The following is a 13928-nucleotide window of genomic DNA, read 5'->3' as shown; positions in this document are numbered from 1 at the left end:
TCCATCGCCAGGGGAGAACGCATGACGGATTTTGCAATGCTGTTTCCGGGGCAGGGCTCGCAGTCGGTCGGCATGCTGGCCGCGCTGGCCGAAAGACATGCTCGAGTTCGCGAGACCTTCGAGGAAGCTGGCGAGGTGCTGGGCACCGACCTGTGGCAGCTCGTGGGCAACGGTCCGGAAGAACAGCTCAACCGCACCGAGATCACGCAGCCGGCCGTGCTCGCCGGGGCCATTGCGGTCTGGCGCGTCTGGCGGGATCTCGGTGGTCCCGCGCCCGCGCGCATGGCCGGCCACAGCCTGGGCGAGTATTCGGCCCTGGTCGCGTCCGGGGCACTGGCGTTCCGCACCGCGGTGGCGCTGGTGGCCGAGCGCGGTCGCCAGATGCAGGCGGCCGTGCCTGAAGGCGTGGGCGCGATGGCGGCCATCCTGGGGCTGGACGACGAAGTGGTCGCCGCCATCTGTCGCGAGGTGGCCGAGGACCAGGTGGTCGTGCCGGCCAACCACAACTCCCCCGGCCAGATCGTGATCGCCGGGCATGCGGCCGCGGTCGAGCGCGCCCTGCACAAATGCAGCGAGGCGGGTGCCCGGAGAGCCGTGAAGCTGCCGGTCAGCGTCCCCTCCCACAGCCCGCTGATGGAACCGGCCGCCGACGCCATGCGGGAGATCCTGGCCGACACCGACATCGGTACGCCCAGCGTCCCCGTCATCCACAATTGCGATGTCGCCATCCGCGAAGGCGCCGACGCCATTCGCGACGCCCTCGTGCGCCAGCTGACCAGCCCGGTTCGCTGGACCGAGTCGGTGCGGGCGATCTGCGAGGCGGGTATCATGGAGCTCGCCGAATGCGGGCCCGGAAAGGTGCTTTGCGGGCTCGGTCGCCGCATCGATCGCCAGGCGAAATGGATCGCCCTGGAAAACCCCGACACCCTCGAAGAAACGATCAGCGCTTACAAGGAGTCGCAGTGATGACCCCCGAGACGGCAAACCGCATCGACGGACGCGTGGTTCTGGTCACCGGCGCCAGCCGCGGCATCGGCCGGGCGACGGCCGACTGGCTCAAGGCGATGGGCGGCGAGGTGTTCGGCACCGCCACCTCCGAATCGGGCGCCCGGGGTATCTCGGAGCGGCTCGGCGAGGGCAGGGGCCTGGTCCTCGACGTAACCGATCCCGACGCCATCATTGAAACCGTGGCCACCATCAAGGAACGGGCCGGCGCCGTGACGGTGCTGGTCAACAACGCCGCGATCACGCGCGACCAGCTTTTGATGCGCCTCAAGGACGACGACTGGGATGCGGTGCTCGACACCAATCTGCGCGGCGTGATGCGAATGACGCGGGCTTGCCTGCGCGGCATGCTCAAGGAGAAGTTCGGACGCATCATCAGCGTCTCGTCGGTGGTTGGCTACAGCGGGAATCCGGGTCAGAGCAACTACGCCGCGGCCAAGGCCGGCGTGGCCGGGTTCTCGCGCTCGATCGCGCACGAGCTGGGCAGCCGGGGTATTACCGCCAACGTGGTGGCGCCCGGGTTCATCGAAACCGACATGACCGCCGAGCTCGACGATAAACAGCGCGAGCGCCTGACCGACTCGATTCCCCTCAATCGTCTGGGCAGCGTCGACGACGTGGCGGCCGCCGTCGGATTCCTCGCCGCGGACGCCAGCGGCTACGTGACGGGGCAGACGCTGCACGTCAATGGCGGCATGTACATGACCTAAAACTTGAAAAAGTTTTAATAAATTATTGAATTGTAATAAAATGCTTTCGTCAGGGCCGAGGCGGTTTCACCGAAGATTCGGTGCCTGGAAACTGGCAGTGAGCGAAATTGTTCACTACAATGTGCCCGCTTTGGGCAACCCTTATCAACGAGGAAATCACCAATGAGCAGCATTGAAGAACGCGTCAAGAAAATCGTGATCGAACAGCTGGGCGTCAAGGAAGAGGAAGTGACCCCCAGCGCCTCTTTTGTCGATGACCTGGGTGCCGACTCGCTGGACACGGTGGAATTGGTCATGGCGCTCGAAGAAGAGTTCGAGTGCGAAATTCCCGACGAAGAGGCCGAGAAGATCACCAGCGTTCAGCAGGCGATCGACTACATCAAGGCCAACGTCGACAAGTAATCGACGTCTGCAGGGTCTACTCGAACAGTCATTGGCAATCGGATAACGGAGTCGCACATGCGTGGGGACCGTCGCATCGTGATAACGGGCATGGGCTGCCTGTCGCCCGTCGGCAACGACGTGGCCAGCGCCTGGGATGCCATCTGCAACGGTCGCAGCGGCATCGGCCCGCTGGAAGCGTTCGATCCAGAGCGCTTTCCGGCCAAGATCGCCGGCGAGATTCGGGGCTTCGACGTCACCGAGTATCTTTCGCCCAAGGAAGCGCGGAAGTGCGACACCTTCATCCACTACGGCATGGCCGCGGCGATGCAGGCCATCACCGATGCCGGGCTGACCGACAGCGAGCATGACGCCGAGAGAATCGGGCTGGCCATCGGCTCGGGGATCGGCGGCATCTCGACCATCGAGCAGACCTACAAGACCTACCTCGACAACGGCCCGCGCCGGATCTCGCCGTTCTTCGTGCCCGGCGTGATCATCAACATGATCGCGGGCAACCTGTCGATCAAGTACGGCTACAAGGGTCCGAACATCTCCATCGTCACCGCCTGCACGACCGCGACCCACAATATCGGGGATGCCGCGCGCATCATCGCCTACGGGGATGCGGACGTGATGGTGGCCGGCGGCGGGGAGTTCGGGACCACGCCGACGGCCTACGGCGGTTTCACCTCCGCCAAGGCGCTGTCGACGCGCAACGACGAGCCGGAGAAGGCCAGTCGCCCATGGGACGTGGACCGCGACGGCTTCGTGCTCAGCAACGGGGCCGGCATCGTCGTGCTCGAGGAGCTCGAACACGCCAGGAAGCGCGGCGCGACGATCTATGCCGAAGTCGCCGGCTACGGCATGAGCGGCGACGCCTATCACATCACCTCACCGTCGGAAGGCGGCGAGGGCGCGGCGCGCTGCATGGCAACCGCCGTGCGCGATGCCGGGCTCGATCCGGCCGATGTCGACTACATCAACGCCCACGGCACGTCCACGCAGCTGGGCGACCGCGCCGAATGCTCGGCGGTTCGAGCCTGCTTCGGCGATCATGCCGGTGACTTGATGATGAGCTCGACCAAGTCGATGACCGGGCACCTGCTCGGCGCGGCCGGCGGCGTCGAGGCGATCTTCACCGCTCTCGCCCTGAAGGACGGCATCATTCCGCCGACCATCAACCTCGACGAGGTCGACCCCGAGTGCCGGGACATCGATCTGGTCCCCAACGAGGCGCGCGAAAAGCCGATCCGCGTGGCTTTGAGCAACTCCTTCGGTTTCGGCGGCACCAACGGTACGCTGCTGCTGAAACGGTTTGAATGACCTGCCTGGCGCGTGAGCTGGCGACTGCTCCGTCGCTGCTCACGGTTCATCGCCGCTATCCCGATCGCTGGAGTTTCCTGCTCGCAAGCTCGGCCTCGGCCGGGAAACTCGGCCGCTGGTCGCTGCTGCTTCGCGCCGCCGACGAGAAGCCGCTGGTGCTCGACCCATCCGAACTCGAGGCCGGATCCGGCTTCCTGGACGAACTGGCCGACCGGCAGGGCCGGGCAAGCGTGGGCCAGGGCGATTCGCGATTCCCGTTCTGCGGCGGCTGGTTCGTCTATCTCGGTTATGAGCTGGCCGGAGAAGTCGAACCGGGCCTGAAGCTCCCGCCGGCGACCGACGGCTTGCCCGTCGCGCTGGCACAGCGCTGCCGATCGGCCGTGCTGCAGGATCATCTCGATGATCGATGCTGGGTCGTGGCCGAGGACGAGGCGGAGCTGGCCGCGGCGCTGGAGGAAGTGGCGTCGGCCGGGGAGGGCGCCGTCGGGCCGCTGGCCCCGCTGCCCGACCTGGCGCTGAGCGCCGACCCCGGCGAGCGTTTCAAGTCCGGGGTCGAGCGCATTCGCGAGTACATCCGGGCCGGCGACGTCTTCCAGGTCAATCTCTCACGCGGCTGGGAGGCGGTCGGTCGAGCGCCGATCGACCCCGCCGCCATCTACCGGGCGCTGGCCGGCGCCAACCCCGCCCCTTTCGCCGCGCTGGCCAGGCTGCCCGGCGGAACGGTCGTCTCTTCGTCACCCGAGAGGCTGGTGAGCGTCGACGGGCGTGTCGTCCAGACGCGGCCGATTGCCGGGACCCGGCCGCGCGGTCTCTCCGAGGAAGCGGACAGCCGCCTGACCAGCGAACTGGTCTCGCACCCCAAGGAGCGGGCGGAGCACATCATGCTCATCGACCTGGAGCGAAACGACCTGGGCCGGGTGTGCCGCGTGGGCAGTGTCGAAGTGGATGAGCTGATGGTCGTCGAGTCCTACGCCCACGTGCACCACATCGTTTCGAATGTGCGTGGCCAGCTCCGGGACGGCGCCAGCGCGGCCGACGTCATCCGGGCGGTGTTCCCGGGCGGCACCATCACGGGCTGCCCCAAGGTCCGGTGCATGGAGATCATCGCCGAGCTCGAAGGGCAGGGCCGCGGCTGCTACACGGGCGCGTTGGGCTACCTCGGCCTGGACGGGCGCATGGATCTCAATATCCTCATCCGATCCATGGTCGTCGGCGGCGAGCGGATCAGCTTCCGGACCGGGGCGGGGATCGTCGCCGATTCCGACCCGGCCGCCGAGCTGGCCGAAACCGAAGACAAGGCCCGCGGCCTGCTCAACGCCATTGGTCATGGTTGAGGCGCTCATCGACGGAAGGGCGAGCGACTGCGTGCCTCCGGACGACCGGGGCCTGCTCTACGGCGACCACCAGTTCGAGACCATCGCCTTCGTCGGCGGGCGGGCGCCGCTGTGGGAGCTGCACATGCGCCGGCTCGCGCGCGACTGTGAGCGCCTGCTGATCCCGCCGCCCGACGAGCGGGTTCTCGCGGCCGAGTGCGCCATGCTGGCAGAGGGCCGGTCCAGGTGCGTGGTCCGCATCAGCATCACGCGCGGCAGCGGCGGGCGGGCCTACGAGCCGCCATCAAGGCCCGTGCCGCGCCGCATCCTGCTGCGACGACCCTGGCCGGCGGCGCTTGCCTCGGCGCGCCGCGATGGGATCGTGCTGCACTCCAGCCCTGTTCGTCTGGCGGTCGGCGGGCCGCTGGCGGGAATCAAGCACGGCAACCGCCTCGAGCAGGTACTCGCCGCGGAGCACGCGCGCCGGGCCGGCGTGGACGAGGCGATCCTGTTCGACATCGATGGCCGGCTTGTCGAGGCCATCGCCGGCAACCTGATCGTCGTCGTCGACGGACTGGCCGTCACGCCGGCCCGACCGGGCTCGGGCGTGGCGGGCGTGGGCTTGCAGGCACTGACCGAGCGGCTCGGCGTGATCCTTCGGGAAACGAAACTGGAGGCCGAAGACCTGGGCCGGGCCGAAGCGGTCATGGTGATAAACTCGGTCGCCGGTATCCGGCCCGCGCAACGCCTCGACGATCGCCGCCTGGCGATCCCCGGCGAGCTGCGGCGCTGGCAGCGACTCTGGGACGAACTGTTCGAATGCGAAGACTGATCATCGGCATCGGCCTGGCCATGGTGTTGGGCGCTGGCGTGGCGGGCTGGTTGCTGCTCGACTGGCAGCAGTTCCGTCAGCGGCCGCTTACCCGGGCCGGTGAGGTCAATCTCTGGCTCGACAGCGGAACGAGTTTCCAGGGCATGGTCCGTCAGCTCGAGTCGCTCGGTGTCACGCGGCTGGACTGGCGCTGGCGCCTCCTGGGTCGCCTCGAATCTCCCGTCCTTCAGGCCGGCGAGTACCGCATCGAGCCCGGCACTTCCGTCATGGGCCTGATCGAGACCATCGAGGCCGGCCGGGTCCGCAAACATCGCTTCACGATCGTCGAGGGCTGGACCGTGAGCGAGATGCGCGCCGCGCTCACGATGGATACGCGACTGCGCAAGGTCGCGGCGGACTACAGCCCGGAACGGCTCATGCAGCAGCTCGGTTGCCCGGGCTGCGAGCCCGAGGGCCGGTTTCTCCCGGAGACGTATTTCTTCGTGCGCGGCTCGAGTGACCTGGCACTGCTGGAACGCGCGTACACGGCGATGGAGGCGGCGCTGGAAGAAGCCTGGTCGGATCGCGATGTCGGGCTGCCCCTCGACGACGCCTACGAGCTGCTGGTGCTCGCTTCCCTGATCGAGCGCGAAACCGGGAAGCCGGCGGAGCGTGACCGGATCGCGGGGGTGTTCGTGAGACGGCTCGAGCGCGGCATGCGGCTGCAGACCGATCCGACGGTCATGTACGGCCTGGGTGAGGACTTCGACGGCCGGCTGCGCCGGGTTCACCTGCGCACCGACCATCCATGGAACACCTATACCCGCCATGGCCTGCCGCCGACCCCGATCGCGCTGCCCGGCCGCGCCTCGCTGCTGGCGGCGGCCCACCCCGCCGAGGGAACGGCGCTGTATTTCGTCTCGCGGGGCGACGGCAGCCACCAGTTTTCCGACACCCTCGCCGAGCACAATGCCGCCGTGGATCGCTACATAAGGGGGCGGCCTTGACGCGGGGACGATTCATCACGCTCGAAGGCGGCGAAGGCGCGGGCAAGACGACGGCCATGCGGACCATCTCCGAATGGCTGTCACGAAAGGGCCGCGAGGTTGTCATCACGCGCGAACCCGGCGGGACCGCCGCGGCCGAGCGTATCCGGGAGCTCCTGCTCGATCCGGAGACGGGTACGCTGACGCCGATGAGCGAACTGCTGCTGATGTTCGCCGCGCGGCAGGAGAACCTGGCCGGCGTCATCCGGCCGGCGCTGTCGGCCGGAACCGATGTCGTCTGCGACCGCTTCACCGACGCCAGCCGCGCCTACCAGGGCGCCGGCCGCCAGCTGGGAGACGCAGCGGTCGAAGCCCTTGCCGACCTGGTCCACCCCGATCTGCGGCCCGACCTGACCCTGCTGCTCGACGTTCCCGTGGCGCTCGGCATGGAACGCATACGCGGCCGGGAAGGGGGGCCGGACCGGATGGAGCAGAGCCGGCCGGATTTCCTCGAACGGGTCCGGCAGGCTTACCTGCGCCAGGCCGAGCGCGAACCCGACCGATTCGTCGTCATCGACGCCTCCCGGCCCCTGCCGGACGTGTCGGCCGCCATCGAAACTGCATTGGAGGCAAAGTGGAGTTGATGCTGCCCTGGCTCGAGACTCATTGTCGAACGCTTCGTGATCGAATCGAAGGCCAGCGCCTCGGGCACGCGCCGCTGATCCACGGCCCGCGCGGGATCGGCAAGCGCGAGCTGGGCGACTGGCTGGCGCGGTTGCTGCTGTGCAGCCAGCCGGACGAGCAGGGCGCCTGCGGCGCTTGCCAGAGCTGTCGCCTTTTCGACGGGGGAACCCATCCCGACCTGTTCGTCGTCGAGATCCCCGAAGACAAGCAGGGCATCGGCGTCGACCAGGTGCGCGGCTTGATCGAGCGCCTGCAGCTGACCGCCTCGCTGGGCAGCAACCGGGTCGGCATGATTCCGCAGGCCGACGCCATGAACCGCAATGCGGCCAACGCCCTGCTGAAGACGCTCGAGGAGCCGCCCCCGGGCGCCTGGCTGATCCTGCTCAGCGAGCAACCGGCCCGACTGCCCGCCACCATCCGCTCGCGCTGCCAGCAATTGCCCCTGCGCGCGCCCGACCCCGAAACGACCGCGCCCTGGCTGGCCGAGGCCTGCCCCGATGCCGCACCGGCCGATCGCGAGGCGGCGCTGGAACTGAGCGCGGGCGCCCCGCTGGCCGCGCGCGACATGCTCGTCTCCGGCGGCCTGGAGTCCGGAATGTCGATCCTCGACGATCTGGTCGAAGGGCGCCCCCACGGTGAGGTGCTGGAGCGCTGGCAGGCCGACCCGGTCGCCACCTGGCTGTGGCTGGCGCGCTGGCTGGCGGTCATCATGGCGCGCGCCAGCGGCGCCGGCAGTTGGCAACCCACCGGTCGGCGCCTGTCCGAGGCGGTCGATCGCCGGACGCTGGCGCGCCTCTGGCAGATGGCGCTCGACGGGCATCGCGAAGCCGAGCGCGGCGTCGTCCGACAGGACCTGCTTCTGGGGCGTTGGCTGCTAGAATGGGAAGCGTCCCAAACGGCGCGGAAGTGAGTCCATGGCCCAGAAAGGCATTCTCTCCTACAACATCGAGAACAAGCAGGAGCTCTACGGCGCCTATATGCCGTTTCTGATCAACGGCGGGTTGTTCGTCCCCACTAAAAAGCAGTTCCAACTCGGCGACGAAGTGCTCATCCTGCTCGGACTGATGGGCGAGGAGCGCATCGCCGTTCCCGGCAAGGTGGCCTGGCTGACGCCGGCGGGCGGGCGCCACACCGCCAACAGCGGCGTCGGGGTCCAGTTCTCCGACAGCGCCGAAGGCCAGCAGGCCCAGAGCACCATCGTCTCGCTGCTGGCGGGCATGCTCGACAGCGACAAGCCGACGCGCACCATCTGAGCCAGGCACCTTCCCGTTCCCGCCGGGCGATCATCCATGTCGACATGGATGCCTTCTACGCCAGTGTCGAGCAGCGCGATCATCCCGAACTGCGCGGACGCCCCGTCATGGTCGGCGGCGGCAGCAGCCGCGGTGTGGTGGCGGCGGCCAGCTATGAAGCCCGGCAATACGGCGTTCGCTCGGCCATGCCCGGTGCGCGGGCCAGGCGCCTGTGTCCGTCGGGCGTTTTCGTGGCCGCCCGCTTCGAGCGCTACCGGGAGGTCTCGGGTCAGGTCTTCGAGATCTTTGCCGAATTCAGCGACCGGATCGAGGGTCTGAGCCTCGACGAGGCCTTTCTCGACGTCAGCGAGCGCGTCCACGATCGGGGCGAATCCCTGCCCGAACTCGGCCGCCAGCTCAAGCGCCGCATCGCCGAGACCACCGGCCTGACGGCCTCGGTGGGCATGGCGCACAACAAGCTCCTGGCCAAGATCGCTTCCGACTACGACAAGCCCGACGGCCTGGTGCAAATCCCGGCCGACCGGGTCCAGCGCTTTCTCGATCCATTGCCGATCCGACGGCTGTGGGGAATCGGGCCGCGCACGGCCGAACGCCTCCACGATGTCGGGGTCTTTACCGTGGGGCAATTGCGCCGGACGAGTCTCGACGTGCTGTCAGGGCTGTTCGGGGACCACGCGCTGGAGCTTGTCGAGCGCGCGGCCGGCATCGATGAGCGAGAAGTCAAGGTCGAACGCGTGCGCCGCTCGATCAGCCAGGAGACCACATTCTCCGAAGACGTTCACTCGATCGAGGCGCTCGTCGAGGTGATGGCCCGGCAGGCCGAGAAGGTGGCCTCCCGGTTGGCCGACCGCGGGCTCTACGCCAGGACCGTCACCATCAAGCTGCGCTCGAGCGGATTCTCGACCATCACGCGCAGCCAGTCGCTGGGCGGGCACACCCGAAGCGCCCGCAAGATACTCGCAGGCGCTCGGGAATTGCTCGAGGGCTGGGCAGGGTGGCGAAGGCAATTCGCCGTGCGCCTGATCGGTGTCGGCGTCTCCGGGCTGGCCGAGCGGCCGGACGAAACCGACCTGCTCGGTTGATTCGGGCCGAGAGGCGCGCGATCAGTCCTCGGAGCTTCGCGCCTCGCCGTAGAGATCCCGCAATTCACGACGGAGGATCTTGCCTACGTTGGTCTTGGGCAGCTCGTCGACGAACTCGACGTACTTGGGCACCTTGTAGCCGGTCAGCTGTTCGCGGCAGAACTCACGCAGTTCCTTGACGGTCAGCGAGTCGTCCTTGCGGACGACGACCACCTTGACCACCTCGCCGGACTTCTCGTCCGGCGCGCCGATCGCGCCGACTTCGAGCACCTTCGGGTGATCGGCCACGACATCCTCGACCTCGTTGGGGTAAACGTTGAAACCGGATACGAGGATCATGTCCTTCTTGCGGTCGACGATGTAGAAGTAGCCCTTTTCGTCCATCTTCGCCATGTCGCCGGTGCGCAGCCAGCCGTCGTCGCCGAGCACCTTGGCGGTTTCTTCGGGCCGATTCCAGTAGCCCCTCATGACCTGGGGCCCGCGCACACACAACTCGCCGGTTTCCCCCACGGGAAGCGGATTGCCGTCCGGGTCGATGACCCGGCACTCGGTCGAGGAAATGGGCAGGCCGATGGCACCGTTGTACTCTTCGAGATCCATGGGATTGATGCAGGCAGCCGGCGAGGTTTCGGTCAGGCCGTAGGCCTCGACCAGGGTCACACCGGTCGCTTTCTTCCAGCGCTCCGCCACCGATCGCTGTACGGCCATGCCGCCGCCCAGGGTCATCTTGAGACTCGAGAAGTCCAGGTCTACGAAACCCGGCGTGTTGAGCAGGCCGTTGAACAGCGTGTTCACGCCTGTGATGGCGGTGAACTTCTCCTTGCCCAGTTCCTTGACGAAGCCGTTCATGTCGCGCGGGTTGGTGATCAGCACGTTGCGACCGCCGAGCTTGACGAAGACCAGGCAGTTCGCCGTCAGCGCGAAGATGTGGTAGAGGGGCAGGGCGGTAATGATGGTTTCCTTGCCGACATCCAGGCGACCGCCCAGCCAGGCCGAGGCCTGCTGCATGTTCGCAACCATGTTGCCGTGGGTGAGCACGGCGCCCTTGGACACTCCGGTCGTGCCGCCGGTGTACTGCAGGAAGGCGATATCCTCGTGGCCGAGCTCGACCGGCAGGAAGCGTTCGTCGGCGCCCTCGCGAAGAACCGCGTTGAACGGACGCGCGTTGGGCAGGTTGTAAGCGGGCACCATCTTCTTGACATAGCGCACCGCGAAGTTGGTAAACGCGCCCTTGAGGCCGCCGAGCATGTCGCCCATGCGCGTGAGAATCACGTGCTCGATGGGCACGTCGTCGATGACGGCCTCGAGGACGGAGGCGAAATTGTCCATGATGACGATCGCCTTGGCGCCCGAGTCGTTGAGCTGGTGCTTGAGCTCCCGCGCCGTGTAGAGCGGGTTGGTGTTGACCACCACGAGGCCGGCGCGCAATGCGCCGAAAACGGCGATCGGATACTGCAGCACGTTGGGCATCATGATCGCGATGCGATCGCCCTTCTCCAGGCCCATGGCCTGCAGGCGGGCGGCGAAGGCTGCGCTGTGCCGATCCACCTGGCCGAAGGTCAATTCTGCGCCGAAATTGACGTAGGCGACCTTGTCGCGGAACTCGTTGCAGCTCTTGTCGATGACGTCGACGACCGAGTCGAACTCGTCCATATCGATCTCGGCCTGCACCCCTTCCGGATACTCATTGAGCCAGGGCTTGTCGCTCATGGATTCTCCCTTCCGATCCGTTCCGTTGCAATATCATCAAGGGCTAAAGCTTGGCACAGGTCGCAGCGCGAGACAAGCTTTAACCAGCGGCCGTGAGAGCCGCCATTTGCCCCTTTCACGAGGGGCGTTTATTATCGCCGGGAAGTTACCTCGGGCGAGCGTCCCATGGGCGAACAGAACGTCGAACAGACCGCCGACGAGCAGACCCGCCGGGCCTTCATGAAGGCGCTGCTCGATGAAGTGCGTGCGCTCGAGGACATGCTCGACGCCGGCATGATCGAGTCGGGCATCCGGCGGATCGGCGCCGAACAGGAGATGTTCCTGGTCGACCAGGCCTCCCGCCCGGCGTTGACCGCCATGCAGATTCTCGAAACAATCGATGATCCGCGTTTCACTCACGAACTCGGCCTGTTCAACCTGGAGGCCAACCTCTCGCCGCTGGAGTTGGGCGGGGATTGCCTGCGCCAGCTGGAGAAGGAAGCCGACGAGGTTTTGGGCATTGCTCGCGAAAAGGCCTCGGCAGTGGGTAGCCGCATCGCCCTGGTTGGCATCCTGCCCACGCTCACGCGTGAGCACATGTCGCTGGAGGCGATGGTTCCGACCGCCCGGTACTTTGCACTCAACGAAGCCTTGCTCAGATTGAGGGGCAGCAATTTCAATTTCGCCATCAAGGGCATCGACCAGCTCAGCATCAATCACGACAACCTCATGCTGGAAGCCTGCAACACGAGTTTCCAGGTGCATTTCCAGGTCGGGGCCGAGGAGTTCGCCCACCTCTACAATATCGCCCAGGCGGTTACCGGCCCCTTGCTCGCCAGTTGCGTCAACTCGCCCATCCTGCTCGGAAAGCGGCTGTGGCACGAAACGCGCATCGCCGTGTTCGAGCACTCCATCGACGCCCGCTCGGAGGCGCACGCCGCCCGCGGGCACAAGCCGCGGGTGCACTTCGGCGATCACTGGATCGACGAGTCGGTCATCGAGATCTTCAAGGAAGATATCGCCCGTTTCCGTGTCGTCCTGACCACGGAATTCGAGAAGGATCCCATCGGCATGGTGGCCCGTGGCGAGGTGCCGCGACTGCGGGCCCTCTGCCTTCACAACGGCACCGTCTACCGTTGGAACAGGGCCTGCTACGGCATCTCCGACAACGGCAAGCCCCACCTGCGCATCGAAAACCGGGTGATTCCCTCCGGGCCGACCGTGCTCGACGAGGTCGCCAATGCGGCGTTCTTCTTCGGCATGATGTCGCGCCTGTCGAACTCCGTTGAGGACATCCGGGAGCACCTCAACTTCAGCGACGTCAAGAGCAACTTCCTCGCGGCCGCCCGCGAGGGACTGCGGGCCCAGCAGGTCTGGTTCGACGATCGCCAGGTCACCGCGCAGGAACTGATCCTCGACGAACTGCTGCCCATGGCGCGGGAAGGCCTTTTCGAGGCGGGGATCGACGAGCGCGACATCGACCGTTACCTGGGCGTGATCCGGGGCCGCGTCGAGAACCGTCGTACCGGCGCGCGCTGGCAGCTCGAATCCCTGGAGAGCATGCGCGAGGAGGGCAACGAGCACGAACGACTGAGAGCGCTGGTGTCGTCCATGGTGGATCTTTCCGAGAGCGGCAAGCCGGTCTCGGAGTGGGAGCTGGCCGGATTCTGCAATCAGCAGGACTGGCGCGACAGCTACCGCCACGTCGGTCAGTTCATGGCCACCGACCTGTTCACCGTGCGCCCGGACGACATTGTCGACTTCGCCGCGAGCCTGATGGAGTGGCGCCACGTCCGTCACGTGCCGGTCGAGGACGACTCGGGCCAGTTGCTCGGCCTGGTTTCCCACCGCCAGCTCCTGCGTCTGATCGCCCGGGGCAATCGTAGCGACGAAGGGGTGACCGTGCGGGATATCATGCGCCCCGATCCGATCACGGTCACGCCGGAGACGACCACGGTCGAGGCCATACGCCTGATGCGCGACAACCGCCTCAGCAGCCTGCCGGTCGTCGAAGACGGCAAGCTCGTCGGGCTGGTCACCGAGTACGACCTGATCGTGGTCGCCAGTCGGTTGCTCGAGTCCTATCTCAGCGAGGACCAGCTCAAGTGAGTCGCCTGCGCAACGCCGGCCTGGCCCTGCTGTGCGGGGTGATGCTGGCGGCCTGCGGAGAACGTCCCCCGGCCGAGGAACAGATCCGCAACCGCATCGAGGGCATGCAGGCCGACCTTTCGGAAGGCAACGCACGGGCCTTCATGGCGCCGATCGCCGAGGATTTCACCGCAGCCACGCGCAGCCTGGACCGCCGCGCCGCCGGCTTCCTGCTGCGCCGGGAGATGCTCGCTCACGATCAGATCAAGGCGCGACTGGTGGATATCGAAGTGGCGCTGCAGGGCGAAGAACGGGCGACCGCCACCATGCACGCCGTGGTCACCGGCGGCACCGGGCTGATCCCCGACACCGGGGGCTGGTACCGGCTCGAAACCGGCTGGCGCCTGGACGACGGCGAGTGGATGCTGATCTCTGCGCGCTGGGAAACCGTTGCCGGTCGAGGATGACGGGGGCAGTGAGCCAAATGATTTAATTGTCCACAGATGAACACAGATGAACACAGATTAAAAAAAGAAAAGGGACTGTCCTGAGATTTGTGTAACTGCCCATTGATACGTACTGTAAATCAGGAGTTTATCA

General features: G+C 66.6%; 14 protein-coding genes. 13 read left to right on the top strand and 1 reads right to left on the bottom strand.

Annotation, left to right across the window (positions count from 1 at the left end; genetic code table 11):
- Positions 1 to 21 precede the first annotated feature (21 nt).
- The 11 genes from fabD (at position 22) to DZC52_RS01615 (ending at position 9551) form a co-directional block, all read left to right on the top strand.
- Positions 22 to 966, top strand: coding sequence for an ACP S-malonyltransferase (fabD, locus tag DZC52_RS01665; protein WP_116649384.1), 945 nt, complete (start codon positions 22 to 24; stop codon positions 964 to 966).
- Complete coding sequence (gene fabG, locus DZC52_RS01660; protein WP_116649383.1) at positions 966 to 1715, top strand: 3-oxoacyl-ACP reductase FabG; 750 nt, start codon at positions 966 to 968, stop codon at positions 1713 to 1715. Before fabD ends, fabG begins: the two co-directional genes overlap by 1 nt.
- 162 nt (positions 1716 to 1877) lie before the next feature.
- A complete protein-coding gene (gene acpP, locus DZC52_RS01655) occupies positions 1878 to 2117 on the top strand; it encodes an acyl carrier protein (RefSeq protein ID WP_116649382.1) in 240 nt (79 codons plus the stop codon).
- 57 nt (positions 2118 to 2174) lie between these two features.
- A complete protein-coding gene (gene fabF / locus DZC52_RS01650; RefSeq protein WP_116649381.1) occupies positions 2175 to 3422 on the top strand; it encodes a beta-ketoacyl-ACP synthase II in 1248 nt (415 codons plus the stop codon).
- Entirely contained in the window at positions 3419 to 4756 is a 1338-nt protein-coding gene (locus DZC52_RS01645) for an aminodeoxychorismate synthase component I (RefSeq protein ID WP_116649380.1), read from the top strand. The genes fabF and DZC52_RS01645 overlap by 4 nt, the downstream gene beginning before the upstream one ends.
- Positions 4749 to 5567: an aminodeoxychorismate lyase gene (gene pabC, locus DZC52_RS01640; RefSeq protein WP_116649379.1), complete on the top strand. Its 819-nt coding sequence runs from the start codon at positions 4749 to 4751 to the stop codon at positions 5565 to 5567. Before DZC52_RS01645 ends, pabC begins: the two co-directional genes overlap by 8 nt.
- A complete protein-coding gene (gene mltG, locus DZC52_RS01635; protein WP_116649378.1) occupies positions 5555 to 6553 on the top strand; it encodes an endolytic transglycosylase MltG in 999 nt (332 codons plus the stop codon). Before pabC ends, mltG begins: the two co-directional genes overlap by 13 nt.
- Positions 6550 to 7176, top strand: coding sequence for a dTMP kinase (gene tmk, locus DZC52_RS01630; protein WP_116649377.1), 627 nt, complete (start codon positions 6550 to 6552; stop codon positions 7174 to 7176). Before mltG ends, tmk begins: the two co-directional genes overlap by 4 nt.
- Positions 7176 to 8126, top strand: a complete 951-nt coding sequence (holB, locus tag DZC52_RS01625) for a DNA polymerase III subunit delta' (protein WP_116649376.1) — start codon at positions 7176 to 7178, stop codon at positions 8124 to 8126. Before tmk ends, holB begins: the two co-directional genes overlap by 1 nt.
- 4 nt (positions 8127 to 8130) lie before the next feature.
- Positions 8131 to 8469, top strand: a complete 339-nt coding sequence (locus DZC52_RS01620) for a PilZ domain-containing protein (protein ID WP_116649375.1) — start codon at positions 8131 to 8133, stop codon at positions 8467 to 8469.
- Positions 8466 to 9551, top strand: a complete 1086-nt coding sequence (locus DZC52_RS01615; protein ID WP_281268735.1) for a DNA polymerase IV — start codon at positions 8466 to 8468, stop codon at positions 9549 to 9551. The genes DZC52_RS01620 and DZC52_RS01615 overlap by 4 nt, the downstream gene beginning before the upstream one ends.
- 21 nt (positions 9552 to 9572) lie before the next feature.
- Here the strand turns inward: DZC52_RS01615 and DZC52_RS01610 are convergent, their stop codons facing one another.
- Positions 9573 to 11261 (bottom strand): AMP-binding protein, encoded by a 1689-nt coding sequence (locus tag DZC52_RS01610; protein ID WP_116649373.1) that lies wholly within the window; start codon positions 11259 to 11261, stop codon positions 9573 to 9575.
- A gap of 165 nt (positions 11262 to 11426) precedes the next feature.
- Here DZC52_RS01610 and DZC52_RS01605 point away from each other — a divergent pair, with 165 nt between their 5' ends.
- Positions 11427 to 13349 (top strand): CBS domain-containing protein, encoded by a 1923-nt coding sequence (locus tag DZC52_RS01605; protein ID WP_116649372.1) that lies wholly within the window; start codon positions 11427 to 11429, stop codon positions 13347 to 13349.
- On the top strand, positions 13346 to 13795 hold the full coding sequence (locus DZC52_RS01600) for a hypothetical protein (RefSeq protein WP_116649371.1): 450 nt from the start codon (positions 13346 to 13348) through the stop codon (positions 13793 to 13795). The genes DZC52_RS01605 and DZC52_RS01600 overlap by 4 nt, the downstream gene beginning before the upstream one ends.
- Positions 13796 to 13928: the final 133 nt, after the last annotated feature.

This window comes from Wenzhouxiangella sediminis (genome assembly GCF_003410055.1).
Classification (GTDB): Bacteria; Pseudomonadota; Gammaproteobacteria; order Xanthomonadales; family Wenzhouxiangellaceae; genus Wenzhouxiangella; species Wenzhouxiangella sediminis.
Note: the sequence above shows the minus strand (reverse complement) of the source record. Positions and strands in the feature narration are given on the sequence as shown.